This window comes from Mycolicibacterium vaccae NBRC 14118 = CIP 105934 (assembly GCF_001552715.1).
In the GTDB taxonomy this organism is placed as follows: domain Bacteria; phylum Actinomycetota; class Actinomycetes; order Mycobacteriales; family Mycobacteriaceae; genus Mycobacterium; species Mycobacterium vaccae.
This window is the reverse complement of the sequence record NZ_BCRS01000001.1, coordinates 84,795-108,433: the sequence shown is the minus strand read 5'-3', so window position 1 is coordinate 108,433 and position 23,639 is coordinate 84,795. Positions and strand designations below refer to the sequence as shown.

The window sequence follows — 23,639 nt, the reverse complement described above, 5'->3', positions numbered from 1 at the left end:
CATATGGCCGTGTTGCTCCGTACATCTGTCAGAAGCTACACGTACTCTTCTGCTTATGACCGTAGTTGCACCTACCGACACGCCCGTCGAAAGCGAGACCCGGGACTCACCGCGCCCTGTGTATCTCGACTGCAATGCGACCACGCCGGTCGAGCCAGCTGTTGTGGACGAAGTCCTGAAGTGGACCGCTGAGGAGTACGGGAATGCGGGTAGTCGAACCCACTCGTACGGGCAAACCGCGAAGACGCGTGTGAAACAGGCGCGCGAGCAAGTTGCGAAGGTAGTGGACGCAGCGCCTGAAGAGGTGATATTCACCAGCGGCGCTACGGAAAGCAACAACTTGTCAATACTCGGCCTCGCGGCATACGGGGAGTCGGTCGGCCGTCGGCATATCGTGTCGACTCAGATCGAGCACAAGGCAGTGTTAGAGCCGCTCGGGGTGCTCGCGCGCCGTGGCTTCGAGGTGACATTGGTATCCCCGACCGCCGGGGGCTTTGTCGAACCAGAAGCGATTCGGACCGTGGTTCGCGATGACACGCTCCTCGTCTCAACAATGGCGGTCAACAATGAGACGGGTGTTGTACAGCCGATCGCGGAGATCGCTGAGTTGCTCGCTGAACATGAGGCATATTTCCATGTGGATGCTGCGCAAGCATTCGGCAAGGTCATGGAGCCCCTGCGCTCGAGGAGGATCGATCTTCTGTCGATCTCGGCCCACAAGATCTATGGCCCAAAAGGGATTGGCGCTTTAGTAAACCGCCGACGCCGCTTCAACCGCCCGCCGATCGAACCCTTGCAGTACGGGGGCGGTCAAGAGCGCGGGCTTCGACCGGGGACGCTGCCGGTCGCCCTCGTCGCTGGGCTTGGGCTCGCCGCGTCGTTAGCGGCGCGTGACTCACAGAAACGCGATGAACAGTGCGCCGCGGTAAAACGTGATGCCGTGTCAGCGCTCCAGCCCCTCGGGATCGAGTTGAATGGTGATGGCGATCGGTCGGTGAGCCACGTCTTGAATTTCTCGGTGCCTGGAGTCGATTCGGAAGCGGCCATCGTCGCGTTAAAGGATCTGGTGGCGATTTCCAACGGTTCTGCATGCACGTCTCAAAAGTACGAACCGAGCCACGTGCTGACAGCATCGGGGATCCCAAGTCAGCGTATAGCGGGGGCGGTCAGGTTGTCATGGAGCCATCTGACGCCGAGTGTGGATTGGAGCGAGATGGCATCTCGTCTCGAAGGCTTGCGCCGCGAGACCGCTCATTAGTGGTGGTCAATAATGAGCGATCAATCGAGCAACATCTCGAGAAGCGGATCATGAATCTGCGGTATTTCGCCAGGACCCGTTGCCACACAGGCGATCTCATCGAGAGCGGTCAACACTAATTCTCGGGTCGTCCGTTCGTCTGCCTGATTCGTCTTAAGCCACTCGAATCCGGCGTAAGCATAACGATCGAGCGCGGTGAGCCTATCCTGAAGCTTATCGTCCATCAGGAGATCGAGCTGTCGGGACAGCGTCGCCTCGGCAGACTCATCGGGGTGGTCCTCGATTAGTGTGACCGCGTACGCAAGGGCCGAAGCTCCGTTCGCTCCTAGGAAGACTTGGTCGCGGATTGTAGTGACGTCCTTCCTAGCAGTCGGCATGTCGGCTTCACTACGTGGGTTTCCGCGGGCCATCGCGATGGCTGCAGCAAAGACGTACGCATCCCGCTGTGCGGGAAATGGTCCAGTACGTGTAGCGCCGGCTAGCGAAGACACTTTGGCAGTCGTAATCAACGCGTCCAGGATGTCGCGATGTTCGGGGTAGATAGATACGTTGGCCACCGGTTGCTCAACCTATCCGCGTGATGCGGGTCCGCGCGGGCGTGACACCGTCATCCTGGGTGCTGTACTTATGATCTTTACCGTTCCAGTGCACGGTCCGATTAGTTGCGTTCTTAGCGGTCAGCTCCATCACATATGTGGCGCCGACATCCTTTTTGATCAGCTCCCACACCGCGACTGACTTCGCCGACACCGGGATGACTATCTGTGGAAGAAGTCGCGGAAGCGCTGTGACCACCTCTACCTCGTACTCGTCGTCCAGTGGGCTCGTAGGCGCGTCGAGGACCACGGGAAAGCCCTGACCCTTAGACACCTCAACACCTCCTGTTCGAACTAGCTGCTGACCGGCTTCTGCGATCTTCTCGTAATGTGGTGCGAGCCTAGCGATTGCGCCAAGGAACGCAATGAGGAGGAGTACCTTTTCTGACTGTGACAGCGGAAGTCTGTCGACACTTCCCGCGCGAAAGACTCGGATGCTGAAATCATCTCCGACGGAAATATGGATGTCTTTGCGAATCATTTCTGAATAGGTGGTGTTGATAGCATTCTCGAAGTCCTCGCGCCCGAACTTCTCGAGACCGCGCTTTGCCTCATCGAAGTAATTCTTCGCCTCGTTCAATATCGCGATCGCTCGCGTCTTGCGAGCATGATCTTTACTCTTGCCGGATTTGGTCTCGTAGTCGGTGAAGAGCCTCCGAGCCTCGGCCTTTAGCGTCTCCACGGTCTCGTGAATCTTGACTGACTCGGACATGAGGCTGTCGAGCAGGTTCTGTTTGACCATGGCTATCTCGACAGGGTTCTTTCCGTCCGCCGGTCGGTCAACTTCGGACGCGCTTTTAAACTCGTCAAACTCGCGTATGGCTTGTGTTCGCAGCCGATCTGCGACGTCGATGCAGGTGCGGAGGACCGAGCTCAGCATCTTCATGTCGGCGTCAGCCGGTGGTCTATCCACGCCGGACGCTTCGGCTAGAACAGTGATCATTGCGCGCAGACGCTCGAGTTCGGCAGCATGCCCACTTTCGTATTGCCTAAGCATCGTTCTAATTTCAACTCCCCTAATAGCAACCTGGGCGTCCGCAACGCGTTCGCGGAGAGCTCCGACTCGCCGTTCGCCCGCAGATGTGAGCCCTTCGCCGCACAGAGAGCAGCGGCGAGTTTCAAGCGTGCGATCGAGCACATGTTCGTGGATGCGGGGTGGCATCAGCCCCCCAGACTCTGCAAGGTCAAGCCTTCCGACTGCTGCCGTCACCGCGCACTGAGAGAAATGGAGATGAGCCGAACGGGCGAGGTCGATGTACAAGCCTTGTGCCTGCGCCACCCGGTTGTCAGCCGTCTTGACTGCAGCATCCAGCTGCTGGTAGCGCAGCTCCCACTTTCTCATCTCATCGGGATTGAACCTGTCTGCTTCAAGTTTCGCCTTCGTAGCCTGCTCTCTTGCTTGTGCGAGGAGGCCGGGTAGCTTGTCTCGCCGCTCCTCCGAGTCATTGAGTTCGGCTTGCGCTTGCTCGTACTTCCTTCGCGCCGCATCGATGGTGTCGTCTCGGTAGTTCTGCGGTGGTTTAAGAGCTTCACTATTCATCGCTTCGCTGAGATCCGTGAATGCGTGATCGTAGATATCGCCGGACAGCAAGGCGCGAATCGCGGTCCCGACGTCGAACGAGGTGCCCTCACCCGGAGTGTCTCCCTTGAGAACGCTTGCTGTGCTGAATGTTTCAGCAGGAAAGAAAAAGAGGTCCTTCAACGGTGGTGGCAGTATCCGAAAGATGTCGTCTTCGACCGCCCTCTGATCGTTCTTAGTGACGACCAGGGTCCCTGTGGGATCCGAAGATTGGCTCTGAGCGTCGGTCACTCGACGAATCCGGTATTCGTCATTGTCATGCTTGATCACAAGTTCGACACTCGCTTGGGCAGTCGGCTCTAGCTCCGCTGCTTCGAGATTTACCAACTGGTCTGGATTATCGAAGCCCTGCGTGAACTGTCCGTAGAGCACCCACGTGAATGCGTTAAGCAACGCAGTCTTACCGGCACCATTCGGTCCTAATAAGAGGGTGACTGGTCTATCGGCGTCCGTGGCGAATTCGATGTGATTGTCGCCGTGGAATGAGCGCCAATTGCGAAGCCGGAGCGATACGAACTTCACTTATTCCTCTCCGTCGTTCTTGGCTACCTTTAGCGCCAAAGCAGCGAAGGACTCCGAGAGCTCGTTGCGCTGGGCGAAGCGGAACCTGTATTCGCTCGTAATAACCTGTCGCACAACTTCTTTCGCCTCAGGAGACATCGTCGCCGCGATCTTCCTCATACGTTCTTCAAACGCGCTCATGACACCCATTCCTGCATATCGTCTCCATCGGTCAAAGCCATCCAGTCGTACTCTTCGGGATCGAGGTCGTACTCGTACGCCCACTCAATTACTTGGAACCGGATCTCAGGATTCCGCGCGGCATCAGCCAATTCAACAGCTCGTGAGAGTTCGGCTCCGAGGAGTCGTTTCTCCGAATCTGTTGATGCGTCCGCACGCTCGGGCAGTACCAATAAGTCGTAAATAGTGGCATGCGACTTCGGGCCATTGGGATCTCGACGCAGTAGGCGCCCGCGCCTCTGAACGAACTGACGTGGGTTTTGCGTCGACGCCATGATTACGCCGGTTCTAGCAGAGGGAATGTCGACGCCTTCGTCGAGACACTTCATCGCTATCAGCGCTTGCAGATCTCCAGATGCCAGCTGGTCCTGCAGTAAAGCGCGTCGCGACCGATCGGTCTCGCCGTAGTATCTCGCCACACGCATTCCGAAGTCATGCCGCATCATCGACTCCACTTCGTCGAGTTGGGCTAAGTCAGTCGCGGGATCCTTGCCCTCGGCGACGTACACCAGCTGATGGTCAGCCACGGCGAGTCCGTTCGTTAACAGTCGCCGAAGGCACCCCAATTTGTTCGAAGCATGCTGGATGAGCCGCGTACGAGCTCTGATGTGTCGCTCGGCAGCTTCGTCATCGCCGGCGGCGTACGCAGCTGCGATGCGCTGAGAAATGACTCTGTACTGCGCTGCTTCGTCGCCGGTTAAGTCGACGCGCTCAATGCGGTACTCGTACGGGACTAGAGCCCTGTACTTGTAGATTGCATCTTTAATGCTGATCGATATTACTACTGCACCAAAGTAATCGATCAGGCGTTCGGTGCCTACCTCGTCGCCGTGACGCTTTGGTGTCGCGGATAACCCGAGGGTAAATGTGGGTTCAACAGGTAGCGCTGCGAGCCGTGGCGGAGTGCCGAGTGCGTGCATCTCATCTCCAATAACCATTAGTAAGCCCTGGTGTCTTGCGAGCTGCCGTTGAAGGAAGTGCTTTTCGACGTCGGAATTCGAGGACTGAGGTGTCAGACTGCCGGCTGTAGTAATGACCATCTCCGTACGTTGACCCGTCGAGGACCGCACTGATGAGAAGGCGGACTTGACGGCGCCAAGTTCCTGCTTTGTCAAGTCGCCATGGCACTTCGCCGGGCGAAAGCCGAATCGCTCAGCTTCGGCAGCCCACTGGTCGACGAGATCTAGAAGCGGCACGATGACGATAACTAGAAGCGGCCGATCGCGCCGCGCAGCGTAGGTGGATGCCTGCGTTGCCGCTGCAAGCGCGGTTACCGTTTTGCCGGTGCCCGTTGCCATAGCAAAGGTGCCATGACCACCGGACCGAAGCCAGTCGTTGACTGCATCCCGTTGAAAGTCGTGCAGCCGAAGGTCGGTCGGAATTGCGGGGAGCAGGCTCACTCCGTCGGCAGGGAGTGTCACGTCCGGTTTCGCCTCAGATATTGGAGGCACAGTTGTACGTGCGCCAGTAGTTTTTGCGATCGTGTGCTCGTAGGGCTCTCGTGAGCCGAACTGCTGGCGCATTGGCTCGGCGATCCAGTCGTTGACTGTCCAAGTGGCAATGCCATCAACACGCTCATCCCAGATCTCCTCAAATCGATGGCGCTCCTCGGCGGCGTATGCGCGCTGATCTTTTCCGGCCCAACTCCGATGCAGCGGAAACGATTCCGAGTGTCTGACGGCCCCGCCCATCGTTTCATTTGGACTACCAGTGAAAGTCATCCAACAATCGGAACTATCTGAGAAGACGCCGATCTTCTCATGAAATAGTGAGTAGTTCTCTGTGTGTTCACGTAGAGCGATCCGGACCTGTAATCGTCCGGTGCCTACCATCCATGTGACCAATTGGAGGCGATCGTTCAAGACCGTGCCGGGTATGGAGGTGCGGATAGCTTGGAAGAGATCCTCCTTCAAGCGCTTTCGCAGTTCCTCGCCCTTCCCCATTGCTTCGAGGTCATCGTCGCTGAGATGTGCGGGCGACGTAATAAGCCGCATGACACCACCATTTACGACGAACTGGTCTATGGATGGTGCAATCTGTGCGAGTAGGTGAGATGAGAAGAAGCCGACAGCGCGGTCGTACCTGATTGATCTAGCGAACGCCGGTACATAGAAGGACTCAATAAGATCGTCAGGCGGCGAATTATAGCGTCGCTTCCACCCCGACCAACTTTTCAATCCTCCTAGCATCAGTCACCGCCCAGCAAGTCGAGCAGCGGGTCCCTTACTCGGTCCGACTTGTCCATGGAAAGGAAGCGAGATGCCTCGTGATGCGCTACGTCGAAACGAGGTGTCTCTACTGCAGTGGTTACGTCAAGTCGGTCGACGGGACTTTGGCTATCGGTGACGAAGTGCACGAAATTCCGGCAGGGAACTAGTGAGATCGTTTGACCCGAAGCGCATCCCAGATGTGTGAGCATTCGCGCGACTCTGCCGATGAAGACAGTGCGGCTCGGGTTGTGTCGTTGCCAGCTAACGCTAACGCGGCCGTCGCCTTCATTTGTGGGAACCAGAATGTCGTCGCCTGGGCGAAGCCCATTCGCGTAGGCGATGTCAAACGAAACGGCCAGCGAGTATCCCTCGAAGTGGCGTTGATGCAGCACAACTCGTTGGCCCCAGAGTTCGCCTACTTTCGTCGCGCCAGCCTGGAGTCGTGGGTCTCCAGCGACATAATCTGAGTTGTTGCGGCGTACCAGTCCGTGGTCGAGGATAAACGCATCAGTGGCAACGTATGTCTTAACTGAGGACGCAGACACTCCAAACTTGGCGGGAAGCTCCTCGAGGAGGAGCTCGAACCTGACAGCTCCGCCGTGTGAATCGATGCGTTGCTCGATCTCACCAACTATGCCGTCGTAAGGATCCTCGACCCAGCCCGCGAAGGCCCACCGCTCTTTGTCGGCGCGAACCACTTCCGGAATGTTGCCCAGATGGTTCGATACCTGGTTGACGTCCTTGACTCCCGCTGCTTGTGCGATCTCAGCCTTTGTGGCAGGCCGCCCGATAGCCCAGAGTGCCGTGGCAATCTGGTTTCGCTTCGACCCGCGAAGCGACCACCTGTCCTTTACTGCGACCCAGCCGAGACGGTCGCGAAGGTAGCTTTCGAGATGACTACTGCGGAGGAAGTGCGGAGTAAGGTAATGGCTCGCGTCCTCCTGTGACACCGACCAGTAGCCGTCGGTGCACTCTTTTAAGGCTTCGACGCCGGCAGCGATCTTGCCAAAAGTCGATACTGTAGTACTCCATCCGGCGTCGTGCACCCATGTGCCGTCGGTATTTAGAAGCGCAACGGTGACAATGTCAGTAGAAGGCTCATCTGGTGCAAACAGACCGATCAGTTTGTGAAGATCGGCAGTTGGTAATGCGAAGTCGTGGAGAGGGCTAAGCAGCTGGTGGGACACTGTTCGAAGTTCGTCGCCGAACGCCGCGTCGACAGATCGTTCGAAGCTCCGTGCGATCTGTCGCGCCCTTTCCCGCGTTACACCCCATTTGCGGCCCAGCGAATCGAGGGTTGGCGGGCGCTCGAGGTTGAAATGACGCTGTACGAGAATGTCGCGGTCGCGTTCGGAGAGGCTCGAGAGGTACCGAGTGAACAAAGAAAGAACCATTGCAACGTCGGTTCCCTCGGCTAAATTCGCGACGTCGAAACCGACAGGTCCACCACCCAACAAGACCCCCAAATCGCGCGACCCAGTCATCGCCACCTTCGGCAGCAGACAGCCGAGTGCCGCCGCGGGCAGGGTCGGAACAGGAACGGGCTCGTCGTTCTCGAACCCTTCGTCACGGTTAACGATTCCCTTGAACCCAGCTACGGGGAGGGCAGACGAAAAGGAGGAGGCCCTCCCTAAAACTGAACACGTGTCCGCGGATGCCGAGAAGCCTGTTCGCATCGATAACAGCGGGTGTAAGACCTCGCTGTACGCCTGAGCCTCCTCAAAGGATGAAGGCTCCCACGCATCCAGTGCGTGTGCTGCCGCGAGAAAATCCACAGTTAGCCGTGGTTCGTCGAGTTCGCCAGCGACGTCCACCATGCGGAGTAAGCGGTCAGCGGCGATCAGTCGAATATCGGGATGGCACAGGTTAGCGGCCGGATGCAGTTCTGCTACAAGTGCATTCACCACAGCTTTATCGACCGCGAAGTCTGGCCATGGGTGTATAGACACCGCAATTTCACTCGCCACGGTGCTGAGCACTGGACAATTCGAAGCGATCCACGCAGTGTAAGAAAGCCGGATCTCGGAATGACTTACATGGTGACTAACAGTCGATTGGGTGCCGGGATGACCTGAGTGGTCCGTGTCGATCCTCGGGGGCAGGAGCTCGAGCTCCGGCGCGGTTTCGCTAATGTCAGCGGCTTGAATACCCGATGATCTGGGCTCAAGTAAACGATCAACTTGTTCTAGCGTCAGCTCTGCACCGTCCACTCCGGTGACGTACAGATGATCTGGATTGCAGCAAGTACCTTGCCCGCATCGGCGACGGATGTGAAACATGCTACTAGGAATGGGGGCAACGGTCCGACCGTGTGCAACGGCCCAGGTCCACCGATGGGGAGTGAACTTTGGTAATTGCGACCGCTCGCTGTTGTCGCACCGATTGCGGCACGGCACCATTGACCGCGTGGTAAAGAGCCAACATCCTGGTACGGCCTCGAGGTCGCACATTGCGGCGATCTCTTCAAGGTCTTCACCGAAGACTGGACCAGGGATGAACGTGCCGTCGATGTAAGCCTCGAGCATCGCAGGAGAAAGCTCGTGCTTTGACCCAGACGCTGACAGGTATAGATGGGCGGGATTGCAGCAGCGAGTGTGTGCGCAGTTCGAAGCGAATCTGCAGCTCGCTTTGTCGTGACAACGGTGCCTTACCGTCACGTTGCTCGGGAGGCCCTCCTGCATACGGTTATTGGCGACCATCCACGCCCAGCGGTGTGGAGCATTGCGTGGGGCTGGCCCACCGTCGTTGTCTGGGACGGTGCATGCGAAATTCCCCGTCCTCGGGAACAGCCAACAATCATTGACCTGTTCGCACATTGCCAGCATCTCTGACAACGACGAGGGCAACGTAACGGCCTCCGCCCGGAGGTCGGCGAATGGGTCATCGTCTGGGCGATGGTGTTTTCCCATTTGCTTAGGTCAGCTCTTCGGCGAATCTTGGCAACACAGCGAGATCAATCATCCGTTCAATAGGTTGAGAAGTGGATCGCGAATACGGTTCCAAGGCTCGGCACTACCGTTCGCGTGCTGAAGCCGAACCAAATCGTCGTACTTGTTGGAGAGTTCGGCATACGCCCGCTGAAGTTTCCGGAGCTCGTTGGTCGCGCGATCCGATCGCTGTTGGAACTTACGCCGATTGTTTTCGGCGGTCTGCGCGATCGCGCGCCACCAAGCGGAGTCGAGTTTCACCACACGTTCCTCGCATTGTCGGCACACTTTCAACGGGCGCTCGTCACCCTCGTAGCTAATCTGCCCAGTGAACTGATACCCACACAGCGCTGTATCGGTTGCGCCGTCGGTGTAGGACCAGTGGTGCGCGAATTTGGAGGCCGCGTCGCGCACGAAATAGGGGCGAGAGGATGACTTCCCGACACGCCCTGCGCAAAGATGATCCACTTCGCCCACGCGGTTCTGAAGCCGCTCGCACTCCTTCTGCGATCCGGCTAAAGCGGATTTGAGTTCATTGCATCGTTTCTCTAAAACGCGGGCGGCCTGCTGCCACCAAGTTGCCTCGTAGACAGGAAGCGATAGTTGGCATGCGCGACAGACCGACCGTGGACGGTCCACGCCTTCGTATCTAATTTCTCCCTGGTACCGTCGGCCGCAAAGGGCATGCGTTGCCCGGTCGTTCACGTAGTCCCAGTGGTGCGCGGTGGCTGACGTTTCGTCTCGTACGTAGTAGTGCTCAGGCTTCATGGGACGCGACGCCCATCAAGATCAAAGTTGACGCTGTGTCGATTCGGCCAGCGGCTCGAACGCCACCGTTCAAGTGGGTTGCACACTTCGCGCTCTCGCTATATTTCAATCGCTTACGGCTCACTCATTTTGGGCAGGACGCGTCACGGAGCCCTCGAACACTTGCCTGCCGAGATGGCCACCGCTTAAGTCAGTTTATCGCTTGAGGCCCCTTGCTGGGAAGGTTCTGGCGTATTGGCTAGAGTTAGCTAGCCCCTCGCTGGAGCTTCTTGGATGCGCGGGTAGGGCGAGAGCTGTTGGAGTCGATAAGGTAGATTATCGGCCTGATGGCATTACTTATTCGTAAGCAGTGGGCCGAATGCGACGTTCTCGCTGTAGCTGTTTGAATTCGGGTACAACCACCGATACGGCCAATCGGGCGATTCCAATATCCGTCAGCGGTTGAAATCCTTGATGGTTAGCAAGGTACGTGGCTTCTCTTTCCTCTGCTTCTTTGCGTCCGTCTGTAATTAGCTCTTGAAGTCCATCGAGGTCGCGTAAGTTAACTGTCGCAAGGTCCTCGACGAAATCTGAGTAAGCCGAGTCGGGTGACTGCCGCCTATCTGGATAGAGCTGCTTGCATAGCGCTTTTACGGTACTGCGGTCAATGTCAATCTTGTCGTGTGCATCGTTCGCGGGCGGCCTGTGTGTCGCGAGCATCTCTTGAGAAGCTTGATCATCGAGGGCTTGCGACTGATCATAAATCTGCTGAAAGCTCTTGTCAGCTACGTGAAAAAGTCCTACAAGAGCGCTAAAGTCCCTCCTCAGCGAAGCTGGAATGCTGCTGGCACCCTTGTATGCCAGGTAGTGCTCAACGTTCGCCCAAGCATCTTGCAAAATGGTACGAACCTGAACTTCGAATACAGAGTCCTTTATGTCGTCATACCGCGGTCCCTGATGTATGTTCTTTATCTTGCAGTCGTAGTGGACTGAGACGTATCGCCATATTTCGGGCGAGATGCCCTTGCCTTTGTCGTCAAAGTGAAGAACTTCGAACGTATCGCCGAGAATTGCGCCAATCTTCTCTACATCGTCCGGAAAAAGGCATACAATGCGAGCGCCAACGATGTCGTGCATCTGCTGCATTGGATCGGCATATTGCTTGCGTTCCAGTTTTTCCCGGTAACTTTCGCGGCTTTTGACTCGGCTAACGACTGTGTGGGCCTTGATTCCCGACGCCTTGATAGCCGACTCAACGGCGTACTGCACTTCCTCACGTAGCCGTACGAACACTTCGATGTTGCCGTCGAAGGCCGCGAGCCACCGGTCGAAGTCGTAGTCAGCTTGCTCCGCGCTCATTTAGCCAGTATCACTCAGTGTGCGGGTAATGCGAGCGGGCTGCGACGGAAAAGTCCTCAAAATCAGTTCTCGCGGCTGCGGCTCTCGCTTATCGGGACATTCGTCGGTTACGTCGGCGACGGGGGAACCGGCGCGGCAACTCCGAGTCTGGAGCGGGACATGGTGGGGCCCTCGGCGCAGTGGGGGTACTCCCACAACTATCGGCACCACATCTTTCAGCAACGTGCTCGGCATGGACGAGGACATCGGCTACCGCTGGCTGCGGGTCACGACGGAACAGCCGTGGCGCCGGATCTACCTGTCGACTCCCGTGCGAAACCTGGTGCTGGCAGCGATGTTCGAGTGGGGTATCGCCCTGCACGGGCTGCGCTCGGAACGGGACCGTGGGCACACGCCCGCTGCTGTGGCAGTGGAGAAGCGGAAGTTCCTCGGCAAGGTCGCCCGTCAGTTGAGCAAGGACTATGTGGTGCTGCCCGCCCTGAGTCTGCGACGGTGGCGCCGAACGGTCGCGGCCAACGTCAGCGCGAATCTGCTCCGGAACGTGTGGGTGTACGTGAATATCATCTGCGGGCACATCCCCGATGGCGCAGAGACATTCGATCCGGCGGTGCTCGACGGTGAGACCAGAGGCGAGTGGTATCTGCGGCAGATGCTCGGGGCTGCGAACTTCAAAGCCGGCCCGCTGCTGGCCTTCTCGGGTGGGCACCTGTGCTATCAGATCGAACACCACCTGTTTCCCGACCTGCCGAGCAACCGTCTCGCGCAGGTCAGCGTCCGCGTGCGGGAACTGTGCGAGAAGTACGACCTGCCGTACAACACCGGATCGTTCCCGAGCCAGTACTTCCGGACCCAGCGGACCATCCACAAGCTGGCAGTCCCCGACAGCTTCTGACCGTCGCCGGAAGCTGCGAGTAAAACTTGAGCGCAGCACGCCCGTCGCTCCGATGTCACGAACGATCGGCCGGGTCTGTGCTGCGAGCGTTTTCGACGACGGAACGGGTTAGTTGTGCTGTCGACGGTGGAAGCTGCCGCCCCATGAGCTGCCCCGCGCGAGTGTGCCGACCGTCCCCGTGCCGACACATGACACTGAACCATACATAGATCTGTCAGCGCTGATCGAAAAGTGAGCAGGTGATTCCGGGTTGGGCTCTAATCAAATGTCGCTCGATGACGGAACGCACTGCTCACAATTCAACCCGAACCGACACCTGGGTCTGAATCGCCGGCGCCACTCGATTTCTGATCACCGTCCCCGTCTTTGTCGCGCCGCAGTGGACGGGCCTTGTCGCGGGAGCGACCAAAAAATCCCGTGAGTCGTTCAAAACCGTCGCTGGCTACTTCCAAAGCGAGCGCGGCTTGGTTGCTCGCTGCGGTCAGCGCAGCGGTCGCAGTGTCACTGGCCATGTCGATTGCCGCGGTCGCCGCATCCCGCGCGGTCGGCGCTTTGAACTCTTGCCATTCCGATAATTGCGCGCGTCTCGCTTTCGCGAACCTGTCTAGATCCGCGCGCAGCAGAGGTAGATCGCGCTGGAGACCCTGTACCGACCAGAAGCGGAAACCGTCGATGGCTTCGGTCTTGGCGACGGCGTCGAGAATGCCACGTGCGCGCTGAAAAAGCGCCGCGTCCTCGGCCAGTTGCCGAGTCAGGAGGTCGCGCGCGTCGTCGAGTACGTGCTGAAGGTGCTCGGGTTGTGTGGCTTCGACGCGAGCCAGGCGCAGTCGCTGCCACTTGAACAAAGACTCTTGAGCGACGACGAGCAGACCGAGTGTCTCTCCGAGCTGGTCGCCTTCCACGGCTCTGACAATGAACTCCGCGCGATCTTGAATAGGCTTGGACGCGTCAAAGGACTTCAGCGTGCGGTCCGCGTGATGGCGCAATTGTTCTACCGTGCGAGTCAGTGACGGGCCGATCGTGGCGATCGCATCCCAGTCGGCGTCGGAGAAGGACCCATTCCTATCGAGGTATGCCGCCATCCGATCGATTGTGAGGCGGTCACCCAATACGTCTCCCGACCGGTTTGCGTGGGCGAGCCTCAGGACCTCTTCGACCTTGCCCTCGACGCGCTGCACTGATTGTTCGACTTCAGCGATGGCCGTCTTGAGCGCTAGTTGCACCGCGACCATCTGAAGCGACATCATGCGGGTTGGATTGAGATTCGCGTGTTTCCACTGGAGTTGGCTGACGAACTTCTTGTCCGCACCGCGGGTCATCATTCGATAGAAGCCGTCGGTGCCGGGGATCAGCTTTCCCTTCTGGATCGCTTTGAGGCTGTCGGGATGCAATTGCACGAATTTCGCAGATTGCCCTAAGAAGGCGGCGGCACCCGCGGCCAAACCTGCCGCATTGCCAAGCGACGCCCTATCTGCGCCGATCACATCGATCGTCTTGCCCGTGATGCCCCGGATTCGATCGATGTACGCATCGATTTCAGCGGGATCCCCGGCGACGAGAATGCCCTCGGACTGGACACAGACGGCAATCTCTCCTTCCTGCTCTACTGCTGGTAGGCCGTCTGAAATCTCCGCAGAACGTTGCGAACTTCCTGGGTCCGACTGATCGGCCACTTCTAAGCCCCCTTTGCTACGGTCGCACTTCTTGGGAGGAGTCATACCCCGTCGGGGCGCAGGATCCACGGTCGCCTCGACAGGCTTGGTTTGTGGAGCAACTTCCTCAGCCTATGAGTTTCGATGTCTCATTGCTGAGTGGTAGCGACCGCGCAGGTCGTGGCCTGCTAATTCTCGACGTCGATGGTGAAGTGTTCGGTTTGGTTTCCCAGACGTCCGCACGGGGGATACGCAACAGCAAACGAGTGACACTCAGCACAATATGGCATGGACTGTCTAGCATGGGGGCATCGGACACCGCGCGCCGGGAAAACTGGGAGACGACGTGGCGACATCGGGTGATAGTCGCGCGAGCGTCGCCTTTGCTCAATCAGCGTCTATGCGAGTCCGTCGGTGGGGAAGGGGACGATCTTCGAATGGAACGAGCATCTGGCGGGGGTGCCGCCCTACCGCTGATCACTGCGGGAGTCGGCGCCGGCTATGCGTACCGAGTGCTTCGACAGCTACGATGCCGGGCGATCAATCCCGACGTGCAGGATCCCGCACGCAACCTCATGAGGTGGTTGCAAGGCTTGGCGATCGCCGTCGCCGCCCTGATCGTCGCGGTGGCCGTTGCGCTGTTCTGGTCGATGGGTCCCGTCGCGATTATCTTCGCCGTCCCACTGGCACTTCTTTTGGTCCTCCTTGGCTTGTTGGGTGCTCTCTACCTTTGGGCGTACGCCGAGATGGAGCGCCGAAAGGGCGGATATGTGATCTGCGAGGTCCACTATCCGGACGCTCCGCGACAGGTGAAGGCCAGCATGCGCCGGATCTACCGCGCCGCCCGCTCGGTGAAGTCGGGCGTGGCCTACACGAGTGGAGTCCTCGGCAAGGTGGAGATGGACCGTCTCGTCTTCGCTGCGGCAGAGCGGGCCGTCGTGTCCTCTGAGCTGTCAGCCGCAGTCCGCGATCTTCGGCCCGATGCCTCCGAGGAGGATCGGACGACGATGGAAAACGCGGCTAATCAAATCAAAGAAATCGTCGCTCATCTGGGAGACGTCGAAAAGGCGCTCAAGCAGAGCGCAGTAACCGCGAAGAGCTTGTCCGACCGCATCACGGAACCGGCTCGGAGACAGGAGGCCAAGCGAGTCGGCGAGCGCCAGGTTGCGGCGCGCAACGAACGACGCCAACGCGCGCGATCGCGACTCGACGATGCTCGGCTCAGGGCGCAAGGCTTGAGCGACATCGGTCTTCACGACGTTACCGAGCAGATTAGCGCGATCGATCAGGGCCATCAGGAGGCATCGGAGATCTCTGCCACGGTCTTGACGCCTGAGGTTCGCCATAGCGTTGCGAGTACGAACCGTGATCAAATCACGCCGCCTGATCCAAATGCGAAGGCAGGCCTTAGCCGTGAAGCTGCGCTGCGCGCCGCTGCGTCTTCGGCAGGCAAGGCCGGGAGGTTGACATCGGTCGCCGCGAAGTCGGGATTGAAGAAGCTGCGCCACCGCAATCAAGAGCGCTGAGGTGTGCATCGCGCAACGTACTGCGGGAGTAGTCGTCAGATTCGGGAGATGCGGTGTAAGGGGAGTCGATGAAATTTGGGCGTAGTGACGACGAGTGGGAATCGATGGCGACGACACAGTGGCGATTCTCGCCGACCAAGCCCGGCTGAAACGGATCGTGAGCTACAGCGATCTGAATTCAGGGTTGGCGCGGCGCGGGCACGTTGCCTTCAACTTCGACCTTGAAAGTGACAGAGCTGCACTCGGCCACATTCTCGGCGACGCGGTCCAACAGACCATCGGCGACAGCAAGGTGATGCTCTCGGCGATCGTCGCCTATCTGAACCGCAATGATGCGGGTCCGGGGGGTTCTACAAGTTCGCCACTGAGCTCGGTCTTCTGCCGAACACGGCGACTGCGGAGGACAAGCTTGAGTTCTGGTCCGTTCAGGTTGCGAACGTGCACGAGCGGTACGCACGCCCGGCGCGACATCGTCGCGGGCAGGGGTGACGCTATGCGCATTCGGAATCCTTTCGACACCGCACGTAACAAGCTTCGCGTTGGCGTCGACAAGTCGGCGCAGACCACTTTGCGGACCGCCGGGAAGGGTGAAGAGCATGCCTAAAGATCAGAACGGGCGATCTATTTCGGTCGCCGCAGCGATGGAGCAGTGGGGCCCTGTCGCGTTCCAGGCATTGGTCAGCACCGCCAGGACCTACAACGGTTACATCACGTACAAAGACCTCACGGTCTTGGTTCAAGAGGCCACGCACATCACTTACGGTGCACTGGTTCAGAACTGGGTGGGCAACATTCTCGGCTATGTTCTCGACCGAGCAGTGCGCGAAGGATTGCCGCCGCTGACGTCACTGTGCGTCAGCGCCGAGGGCACCGTCGGCAAGGGCTACGCCGAGGTGTTACGCGCTTACGGAAGGTCGATCCCGGACGGCGTCGAGCACCTCGATGACCATGCCGCTGTGGATCGGTTGGAGTGCTATCGCTACTACGGTGCTGATCTGCCTCCGGGCGGGGGTGAGCCGACACTGACGCCGAAAGCGAAAGCTGCGCGGGAATGGAAGAGAGCGAGAGCAAGAGAGGCAGAGCCGCCTAAGTTCTGTCCCGAGTGTTTCTTGACATTGCCGATGACTGGAAGATGCGACGGATGTGAGGGCTGACTGATGTGGCGGCTTTGAAGGCCCGAACGTCGACGACCAAGGATGGGTTCGCCGAAGCGGAAGCCACCGTCGCTAACTGCTGTATGGGACCGAGGCGACATCCAGAACGGCGCCTAGCCCAAGTTGGTGAGGGACGACGTGACAGCTCGCACGAGCGGGTACAAGCGGCTTGATGCAAAGCAACTGACCAGAGGAGCTTGAGGTGAGCACGGATCTCGCACGGTGTGGCGGAGACAGCGATCTGGTCTTGGAGCGCCTCTTCGCAATCCTGCGCACCGCCACCGGACTGGACGGCGACCAACTGCCGGGATCGGTCAATGCCACCTCGGGTGACGTATATCCGCCCAGTGTCTCGGTGAAGCTTCCAAAGACGAAGGTCGTTGCCGTTGAGCGCATCAACATGTGGTCCGAATGCGGCGCCATCAAGCTTGCTTGTTGGCCCGCAGAATTGAAGAGTCAGTACTCCTCTGTGTACTCCAGCGCATCACAGGCAAGTGTCCTCGTGAATGCGGAAGCTTCGTCCCATTGGCGCATTCGTCCGAACTTTCAATTGGCCTTCCCGTTCTCCGCGGCAGCAATGCGGTGTACCCATGCCGGCGCCTGACGGGGCGGCAGTACGTCACTCAATGGGTGGACGACCTCCGGGAGAATCGTGCCGGGGCACGCCGACGGGCGGACATTGAGAGCATTGCCTTCTGGGACTGGCTGATCGGCCGCCGATACGCGGATCCAGACGACCGACAGGGATTCGACCTGTGGGTGAATAAGCAGCCGGCGAAGCGCCAGATCCATATTCGGCCCGGAATCGAGATCATCCGTGAGTGGGATTCCAGCGACGCAGCGGCCCGGGATAACGCCGGGCAGCTCACCGCCGAGGTCCGCGGGTGCATCGACGAGATTTTGGGGGCGCTGGGGGAGCCGTCACTTCAAACGATCAACGAGTGACAGATTCCGCCCCGCACCGAAAGTATTTGTCCGGCTTGATCTGCTTCTCTCCCGACCACCGGTAGGCTGTCAGCGGCCCGCCCTTGCCGGCGCTGAAGTCCACGCACGCGGTGTAGTCGGTCCAGTCGTGGCCGTGCTCGGGATCATCACTCCGCCAGTAGTGCCCGTAGAACACCGGCACGTGGTCCGAGTAGACGTAGGACGGGCGCCCTTCCGGCAGTTCGAGTTCGGGCAGGGGCGGGTAGGGCTTCTTGTCGGCAGTGGTGAAGTTACCGCCCATCTCGGCGAGGTCACGCAACGTGTGACCGGCGCTGTTCCACCATTGCAGCCGGGCGTTGTTCCGGGAGTGGCCGTCCTTGTCGTGGTACGGCTCCTGACCGTGCTCGACCAGGCTGATCTCCGGGCCTTTCAACAGGGTCTCCACCGCGTCATACAGCGGGTCGCCCTTGGTGCTGGCCGCCACCAGATTCTCCAACTTGCCGAACGGCGTGCTGGTGCCGCATTCCCGTTCGATCACCGCGATCGACTCGGGGTGCCAGCAGGCGTGCACGACGCGTAGGTCGCCGAGATCCAGCCACACCGGGATGGTGGTGAACCAGTCCAGAAACATCCGGCGTTCGTCGCCGGTCACCTGCTCGAGAAACGCCCGGTGCTGGCGCATGTTCTTCGCCGACCGCTTGTCGTCCGGGTCGTCGTGGGGGCGCAGGTATTTCCCGCTACCTGCCGGCCATTCCGTGTGGTAGGCCAGTGCGTTGAACTCGTGGTTACCCATCACGATTCGGGCGCTGCCGGCGTCGACCATCGCCTTCACCAGCTGCAGCGTGCGCAGCTGCTGACCGCCGCGATCGATGAGGTCACCGACGAAGATGACCTGCCGGTGCGGATGGCGGTACTCGCCGGTCCCGCCCGCCTGCTGATACCCCAGTGCGAGCAGCAGCTCCTCGAGCTTGTCAGCGTATCCGTGGATGTCGCCGATGATGTCGTACCCGTGAGCGATGGATTCAGTCATCGCGTCCCCCTTCATTTCGAACTGGACAAAGTCTGTCACCGTCAAGAAGCGATGCGGTGCAATGCTTCCCGGAACGACGGATTCGGTGACGCATCCGGCAGCACGCCGCACACGGCCTGCAGCGCCTCGTCGGTGGGCACCCCGCGCAGTCGCGCACCGTAGAGCGCCCCGACCGTGGGTGTGCGGCTCAGCGCCTCCACGCAGTGCACGAGCACGATCCGACCATCGTCGCGGTACCGCTCGATCGCCCGGACCGCCTCCAGCAGAACGAAATCCAGATGCGGATTCTCATCAGCATCCGGCCGGTCGATCAGCCGCACCTCCACGTGCGGGATGTCGCGGCGCACGGCGTCCTCGCCGATCCGGCACAGCGACACCACGGCGTCCACTTCGTCGGGTAGATCGTGCAGGGCGCCGATCCCGCCCAACAGCACCTTGTCGTCGAACGGGTGCGGTGCCAGCGCGCCGGTCCGGTACCCGCCATAACGCCCGTCGAAGCGATCAGTCCTGCCGCCGTGGGCAATCGAGCGAGCCAGCTGCGTCAGCTCCCGCGCGGTGTGCCCGGGCCAGCCGTGCAGCAGCGCCCGCCATTCCAGCGGTACCGCCGACGCGCCGTGCGCGGCGCCGAGCAGCCCGCCGGCGATCGCGGCGACGGTATCGGTATCAAAACCCGCTCGCACCGCCGCGTCGAGGGCGTGGCGCAGATGATCGGCCCGGAACGTAGGGGCGGCCGAATCATTCTCGGGCATCGGTGTCGTTGTGATCGCCGACCACGCCGCCTGCAGCGCGGACACCACCCACCCGTTCGTCGGAAAGTCGGCCGGTCGCGAAACTTCGGCCAGGTCCAAGCGTTCCGCCCACACCGCCCGCGCCGCGGCGTCGAGGTGGCGCAGGCCGACCCGGATGTCGAGCTCACCGGTCAGCACGGCGTGCCGAATAGCGCTGCACCACAGCACACATGCGTCACCGGCTTCGGGGTCGTAGTGGGTGAGCGCACTGATCGCGCGGGCGGCGTCGGCCATCGCGTCCTCGTCGTCGAGATAGGCCAGGGCCACCGGGGCGGTGCGCATCAGCGACCCGTTGCCCGCGCTGCGACCGGTCTGCTGGTGCAGCAGTGCGGCCTGGGTGCGGGCCCGCTCCGCGGTGATTCCGTTGCCCGCGGCAGCTGACCGCAGCACCGATCCCGTCTGCACGCCGACATCCTTGGATTCGCGGGACCAGTCAAGCCAACGCGAGACGATGGCGTCCTGCGCAGCGTCGTCGCGGAGATCAGCTCCGGTGGCTGCCACCTCGGCGATCGCGACGGCCATCGCGGTGTCGTCGGTCCACTCGCCCGGCTCCCACACTCCGCCGCCGGCCATGACGACGTCGAGCTCCGGACCGCGCGGCGGCTGGAACTCATACGGCGCGCCGAGCGCGTCCCCCGCGGCCGTCGCCAGCAGTACCCCTTCGATCCGATCATCGCGTGATGCCATGTGGACCACCCCCTTCGAACCATTTAGCGCGAATCTGCGCTAACTATCTGTAGTGTAGCGCATTGTGCCGACATCCATGGTCAGTCGGCGTCCCCACCGGACGTCTCGTGGCGTCGCGCGGCGAGCATCGGGGGACGCTCACGCCCATTTAGCCATGGGCAGCCCAGACAGGCCGCGTATCCGGAGGAGGAGACGTCGTCCAGGACCACCCCGGGATGGTGGGAGGGCCAGCCATCGGGATCGTCACCGTGGACTTCCATGAACACCCGACGCAGATACTCCCGCTGGCGCCACAACGCGCGCGCAACGTTCACCCCGGTGGAGCATCGCTTCCAGTCAATCCACGCGGTGACCAACGCGGGCCGAAACATCGCATCCCAGTACGGTCCCCAGGTGTCGTCGTAACCCAGCGATGCCTGCGTCGACGGCCGCTTGGCGGCTCCGGTGCTCATCGCGCGCCGGCATCCGGGGCGCCGACAGGGTGAACCCTGTGCAGTGCCGCGACCAGTCGGGCGGACGGCTCGGCCTGGGGAAGCGTCGTGACCACATCGTCGAGCGATGACTCGATGTCCGTCCCGGACCGTCGCGCGCCGTAGAGCGCGGCGACGGCCGGTGTTCGGCTAGTGGCGCGCAGCCCATGGAGGAAGACAGTTCTTCCGTTCGCCCGCAGTGCCTCAAGCGCGCGCACGGTGTCGACCAGCACGAAGTCGAGGTCGGCCGTGGTTTCCTCGTCGAGTCGTACGTCGAGGTGAATCACACCGGCGGGGATGTCGCCGTCGGCGATCCGACACAGCGACACCACTGCGTCGACACCGGCAGGTGGCGTCCGCAGCGAGGCCGCCGCGCCGAGCCACAGCTGGGTGTCATGCGGGTGGCGCACCGGGGAGGGGTACCCCTGCCAGGCTGCGTAGGTGCGGTCGAGTGGACGGGGCCGACCACGATCGGTGATCCGCTCGGCCAGATGCACGAGGCCGCGGCTGTTGAGCCCGGGCCATCCCCGCAGGCCGATCCGCCACTGCCACGGCACAGCCGCCGCGCCGTACGCGCCGCCGACCAGTGCGCCCGCAATCGACGCGACTGCGGCGCTGTCCCCGCCAATTTGCGCGGCCGCCTCGATGACCGTCCGCAGATGGTCGGACCGAAACATGCTGCTGCGTGGATCATGTTCCGGTAGTGCGGTATTCGCGATGGCCGACCATGCTACTTGAAGTGCTGCGACGACGCCGCCGTTCTCGGCTGCGAACACCGTCGGCGCCGCTTCCTCGGCCTGGGTGAGCCGGCGCTCCCACATGACCTGCCCTTGCGGGTCGAGCTGTCCCGTACCGATGCGGGCGTCGAGGGTCCCGGAGAGGACCGCGTGCCGGATCGCCGCGCACCACAGCATGCAGGCCTCGGCCGACTCGGCGTCCTGATGCGTCAGCGCCGTGACCGCGTGGACGGCCGTGGTGAGAGATGTCAGATCGGCGAGGCCCGACAACGCGATCGGTGCTGCCCGAACCAACGCGCTATTCCCAGGGGCGGTCTGTATGCCAGTGCGGCCCAGCCAGCGCCAGCGCTCGGCGATGTAGTCCAGGCTCGACTGCTGACGCAGATCTGCCCCGCTCGAGGCGATCTCGGCGATGGCGACCGTCGCTGCCGTGTTGGCCGACCAGGTGAGTGGGCCAGACGCGCGTCCCGACCCGAGTGCGTCACCGACGGCCGCGCCGAGCAGGACGCCTGCGGCGCGATCACGTTGCGCGGTGGATAAAGTCGTGCCAGAGGTGCTCATGGAAGCTCCTGAGGACTCAGGACCCGGAGAGGGTGCTCTTGCCGGGCACCGGTTGGTGCTGGCCGCTTCGTCATCCGAGCCACCCACGAGCGTGGGGTTGGCGTACCGTCCAGTCGGAGCTTGGCGACGGCAACTCGTGAAGCGCTTCTGATGCTACGCGCGGACTCCGACAGACGGAAGAAGCCGGCCGAGATTAGCGCACAGATGCTCTAAAGTGGAGGGTATGACCGCCGGCCCGTACCGCGACCGCAGCGGCAAGACCCTGGCCGACTACCCGCGGCCTTCGGTGGCGGTCGACACCGCGGTGCTCACTCTCGACGAGCGCAATGGCCTGGTGGTGCTGCAGGTGCACCGCGAGAACGAGCGCGGCTGGGGACTTCCCGGCACGTTCCTGCACCAGGGGGAGCGGCTCGCCGATGCGGTGAAGCGGTCGCTGAAATTCAAGGCCAACGTGGATGGCCTGGCGCCCCGGCAGCTGCACGTGTTCGACGAACCAGGGCGTGATAACCGAGGCTGGGTGCTGTCGGTCGCACACGTCGACGTCGTGCGACAGGAGCGGCTGGCGCAACGATTGCCCGAGTCCACCCGGCTGATGCCGGTCGACAGCCCAGGTCGGCTGTCCTTCGATCACGCCGACATCATCGCCCGCGCGCTCGGCTATCTACGTGAGCGTTACACGCGGAGTCCCGACCCGGACCATCTGCTCGACGACGAGTTCACCATCCGAGAACTGCGTTTGGCCCACGAGCAGATCGCCGGCACACCGCTGCAACGCGACTGGTTCCGCCGCACGATGGAACCCCAGCTCATCCCGACCGGCGTCCTCAGCAGCAGGGGGAGGGGCCGGCCTGCGGAACTGTTCCGGCGGGCGTAGGGCTGTGCGATCCAATAGGCCGCGCGTAGTGCGTCTGACCGATCAAGCCCGGTGAGTAGGTCCAGACAGTCGCACCCCTGCTGTCATGCGCGCATTAAGACAGCTGCTGTGCTGCCATTTCTGCTGTCAGTGCTCCCCGGTAGCTTGCCCGCATGTCAACTGAGATCACGGTCCGAGGTTCGTACTCTGCGTTCCGGCCGCCCGAGCGGGCCACGGTGCACGCCTCCATCAGCTACCACGGCCCCGAGATGGACTGGGTCTACGACCAGGTGGCGCGTGACCTCGACGTCGTGAAGGAATCAGTCCTCCGGCTCAAGGACGGTGACGACGGCGCCGTCATGTCGTGGTCAGCGGCACAGTTGCGTACCTGGACGCGTCGATCCTTCAACGACGACGGTGAGGAGCTCCCGCTGGTCCACGTCGCGAGCATCGCTCTAGAAGTCAAGTTCCGGGACTTCACCACGCTGTCGCAGTGGGTGCAAAGGCACGTCACCGGAACCGAAGGATTCGAACTCTCGTACGTCAAGTGGGCGCTCACAACGAAAAGCCGGGACGAACTGGTCACGCAAGTCCGCACCGGCGCCGTTCGGAATGCGGCAGCCCGTGCGCAGCTCTACGCCGACGCCCTCGATCTCGGAACGGTCCGTCCCGTTGCGATCGCCGATGCCGGGATGCTCGGTGCCCAATCGCATTCTCAGGGCGACGGCGGGATCGGACCGCTGCACGCGGCACCGGAGTCGTCTGGCGGCGGCCCCGCCGTAGCACTCGTGCCCGAAGACATCAGAGTGTCGGCGACAGTCGACGCCCGATTCGTGACTGCCTCCTAGGTACTCCAGCACGCAGGGGGGCGGCCGGATACTTCGGACCCTGTGGGTGGTGTCGTGGTTCAACCGCTGGTCGCGCGGCCATTTCGGCCACCCCGTCGAA

Annotated in this window: 19 protein-coding genes, 1 pseudogene and 1 riboswitch; of the genes and pseudogenes, 9 read left to right on the top strand and 11 right to left on the bottom strand. The window is 61.0% G+C overall.

Annotated features, from left to right (window positions below; genetic code table 11):
* Positions 1-55: 55 nt before the first annotated feature.
* Complete coding sequence (dndA, locus tag MVA01S_RS00460) at positions 56-1,258, top strand: cysteine desulfurase DndA (protein WP_040540736.1); 1,203 nt, start codon at positions 56-58, stop codon at positions 1,256-1,258.
* A gap of 20 nt (positions 1,259-1,278) precedes the next feature.
* Here the strand turns inward: dndA and MVA01S_RS00455 are convergent, their stop codons facing one another.
* The 6 genes from MVA01S_RS00455 to MVA01S_RS30100 all read right to left on the bottom strand — a co-directional run bounded on the left by MVA01S_RS00455 (position 1,279) and on the right by MVA01S_RS30100 (position 11,417).
* Positions 1,279-1,815: a hypothetical protein gene (locus tag MVA01S_RS00455; protein WP_144033038.1), complete on the bottom strand. Its 537-nt coding sequence runs from the start codon at positions 1,813-1,815 to the stop codon at positions 1,279-1,281.
* A gap of 7 nt (positions 1,816-1,822) precedes the next feature.
* On the bottom strand, positions 1,823-3,955 hold the full coding sequence (locus MVA01S_RS00450; protein WP_081529007.1) for an AAA family ATPase: 2,133 nt from the start codon (positions 3,953-3,955) through the stop codon (positions 1,823-1,825).
* 176 nt (positions 3,956-4,131) lie between these two features.
* The gene (locus MVA01S_RS30110; protein WP_159426293.1) at positions 4,132-6,168 is read right to left on the bottom strand and encodes a DEAD/DEAH box helicase family protein; all 2,037 of its coding nucleotides are present in this window, start codon (positions 6,166-6,168) and stop codon (positions 4,132-4,134) included.
* A 194-nt stretch (positions 6,169-6,362) separates the two neighbouring features.
* The gene (locus MVA01S_RS30105) at positions 6,363-8,363 is read right to left on the bottom strand and encodes a sigma factor-like helix-turn-helix DNA-binding protein (protein WP_157895602.1); all 2,001 of its coding nucleotides are present in this window, start codon (positions 8,361-8,363) and stop codon (positions 6,363-6,365) included.
* A 978-nt stretch (positions 8,364-9,341) separates the two neighbouring features.
* Positions 9,342-9,950, bottom strand: a complete 609-nt coding sequence (locus MVA01S_RS31155) for a hypothetical protein (protein WP_144033037.1) — start codon at positions 9,948-9,950, stop codon at positions 9,342-9,344.
* Positions 9,951-10,415: 465 nt separating this feature from the next.
* Positions 10,416-11,417 (bottom strand): GTP pyrophosphokinase, encoded by a 1,002-nt coding sequence (locus MVA01S_RS30100; RefSeq protein ID WP_003929817.1) that lies wholly within the window; start codon positions 11,415-11,417, stop codon positions 10,416-10,418.
* A gap of 150 nt (positions 11,418-11,567) precedes the next feature.
* Here MVA01S_RS30100 and MVA01S_RS00430 point away from each other — a divergent pair.
* Positions 11,568-12,309 (top strand): annotated as a pseudogene (locus tag MVA01S_RS00430) (fatty acid desaturase family protein); the annotation flags it as partial.
* 299 nt (positions 12,310-12,608) lie between these two features.
* Here the strand turns inward: MVA01S_RS00430 and MVA01S_RS00425 are convergent.
* A complete protein-coding gene (locus tag MVA01S_RS00425) occupies positions 12,609-13,982 on the bottom strand; it encodes a hypothetical protein (RefSeq protein WP_051015243.1) in 1,374 nt (457 codons plus the stop codon).
* Between the two features lie 572 nt (positions 13,983-14,554).
* On the opposite strand from MVA01S_RS00425, the gene MVA01S_RS00420 reads away from it, so the two are divergent.
* The 5 genes from MVA01S_RS00420 to MVA01S_RS00405 all read left to right on the top strand — a co-directional run bounded on the left by MVA01S_RS00420 (position 14,555) and on the right by MVA01S_RS00405 (position 17,586).
* Positions 14,555-15,487, top strand: coding sequence for a hypothetical protein (locus tag MVA01S_RS00420; protein WP_144033036.1), 933 nt, complete (start codon positions 14,555-14,557; stop codon positions 15,485-15,487).
* Positions 15,488-15,581: 94 nt separating this feature from the next.
* Positions 15,582-16,091, top strand: a complete 510-nt coding sequence (locus MVA01S_RS31695) for a hypothetical protein (protein ID WP_003929813.1) — start codon at positions 15,582-15,584, stop codon at positions 16,089-16,091.
* Positions 16,084-16,641 carry a hypothetical protein gene (locus MVA01S_RS00410; RefSeq protein WP_064635219.1) on the top strand — a complete coding sequence of 186 codons (558 nt, stop codon included), beginning with the start codon at positions 16,084-16,086 and terminating at the stop codon, positions 16,639-16,641. The genes MVA01S_RS31695 and MVA01S_RS00410 overlap by 8 nt, the downstream gene beginning before the upstream one ends.
* A gap of 202 nt (positions 16,642-16,843) precedes the next feature.
* Positions 16,844-17,245 carry a hypothetical protein gene (locus MVA01S_RS31145; RefSeq protein ID WP_144033035.1) on the top strand — a complete coding sequence of 134 codons (402 nt, stop codon included), beginning with the start codon at positions 16,844-16,846 and terminating at the stop codon, positions 17,243-17,245.
* Between the two features lie 26 nt (positions 17,246-17,271).
* Positions 17,272-17,586: a hypothetical protein gene (locus MVA01S_RS00405; RefSeq protein ID WP_003929812.1), complete on the top strand. Its 315-nt coding sequence runs from the start codon at positions 17,272-17,274 to the stop codon at positions 17,584-17,586.
* Here MVA01S_RS00405 and MVA01S_RS00400 read toward each other — a convergent pair.
* The 4 genes from MVA01S_RS00400 to MVA01S_RS00385 form a co-directional block, all read right to left on the bottom strand.
* On the bottom strand, positions 17,576-18,595 hold the full coding sequence (locus tag MVA01S_RS00400; RefSeq protein ID WP_003929811.1) for a metallophosphoesterase: 1,020 nt from the start codon (positions 18,593-18,595) through the stop codon (positions 17,576-17,578). The genes MVA01S_RS00405 and MVA01S_RS00400 overlap by 11 nt on opposite strands.
* A gap of 41 nt (positions 18,596-18,636) precedes the next feature.
* Positions 18,637-20,070, bottom strand: coding sequence for an ADP-ribosylglycohydrolase family protein (locus MVA01S_RS00395; protein ID WP_003929810.1), 1,434 nt, complete (start codon positions 20,068-20,070; stop codon positions 18,637-18,639).
* Positions 20,071-20,150: 80 nt separating this feature from the next.
* Entirely contained in the window at positions 20,151-20,522 is a 372-nt protein-coding gene (locus MVA01S_RS00390; protein WP_003929809.1) for a hypothetical protein, read from the bottom strand.
* Positions 20,519-21,838, bottom strand: coding sequence for an ADP-ribosylglycohydrolase family protein (locus tag MVA01S_RS00385; RefSeq protein ID WP_003929808.1), 1,320 nt, complete (start codon positions 21,836-21,838; stop codon positions 20,519-20,521). Before MVA01S_RS00385 ends, MVA01S_RS00390 begins: the two co-directional genes overlap by 4 nt.
* A gap of 29 nt (positions 21,839-21,867) precedes the next feature.
* Positions 21,868-21,980: riboswitch (SAM riboswitch) on the bottom strand.
* An 81-nt stretch (positions 21,981-22,061) separates the two neighbouring features.
* Here MVA01S_RS00385 and MVA01S_RS00380 point away from each other — a divergent pair.
* On the top strand, positions 22,062-22,712 hold the full coding sequence (locus tag MVA01S_RS00380; RefSeq protein ID WP_003929807.1) for an NUDIX hydrolase: 651 nt from the start codon (positions 22,062-22,064) through the stop codon (positions 22,710-22,712).
* 152 nt (positions 22,713-22,864) lie between these two features.
* A complete protein-coding gene (locus MVA01S_RS00375; RefSeq protein WP_003929806.1) occupies positions 22,865-23,539 on the top strand; it encodes an SIMPL domain-containing protein in 675 nt (224 codons plus the stop codon).
* Positions 23,540-23,639 lie beyond the last annotated feature (100 nt).

Excerpts from the sequence above, each read along its gene's own strand:
- MVA01S_RS00375 (WP_003929806.1), top strand. The coding sequence starts at position 22,865 with ATGTCAACTGAGATCACGGTCCGAGGTTCGTACTCTGCGTTCCGGCCG.
- MVA01S_RS30100 (WP_003929817.1), bottom strand. The coding sequence starts at position 11,417 with ATGAGCGCGGAGCAAGCTGACTACGACTTCGACCGGTGGCTCGCGGCC.
- MVA01S_RS00385 (WP_003929808.1), bottom strand. The coding sequence starts at position 21,838 with ATGAGCACCTCTGGCACGACTTTATCCACCGCGCAACGTGATCGCGCC.
- MVA01S_RS00410 (WP_064635219.1), top strand. The coding sequence starts at position 16,084 with ATGCCTAAAGATCAGAACGGGCGATCTATTTCGGTCGCCGCAGCGATG.
- MVA01S_RS00395 (WP_003929810.1), bottom strand. The coding sequence starts at position 20,070 with ATGGCATCACGCGATGATCGGATCGAAGGGGTACTGCTGGCGACGGCC.
- MVA01S_RS00400 (WP_003929811.1), bottom strand. The coding sequence starts at position 18,595 with ATGACTGAATCCATCGCTCACGGGTACGACATCATCGGCGACATCCAC.
- MVA01S_RS00390 (WP_003929809.1), bottom strand. The coding sequence starts at position 20,522 with ATGAGCACCGGAGCCGCCAAGCGGCCGTCGACGCAGGCATCGCTGGGT.
- MVA01S_RS00380 (WP_003929807.1), top strand. The coding sequence starts at position 22,062 with ATGACCGCCGGCCCGTACCGCGACCGCAGCGGCAAGACCCTGGCCGAC.
- MVA01S_RS30110 (WP_159426293.1), bottom strand. The coding sequence starts at position 6,168 with ATGCGGCTTATTACGTCGCCCGCACATCTCAGCGACGATGACCTCGAA.
- dndA (WP_040540736.1), top strand. The coding sequence starts at position 56 with ATGACCGTAGTTGCACCTACCGACACGCCCGTCGAAAGCGAGACCCGG.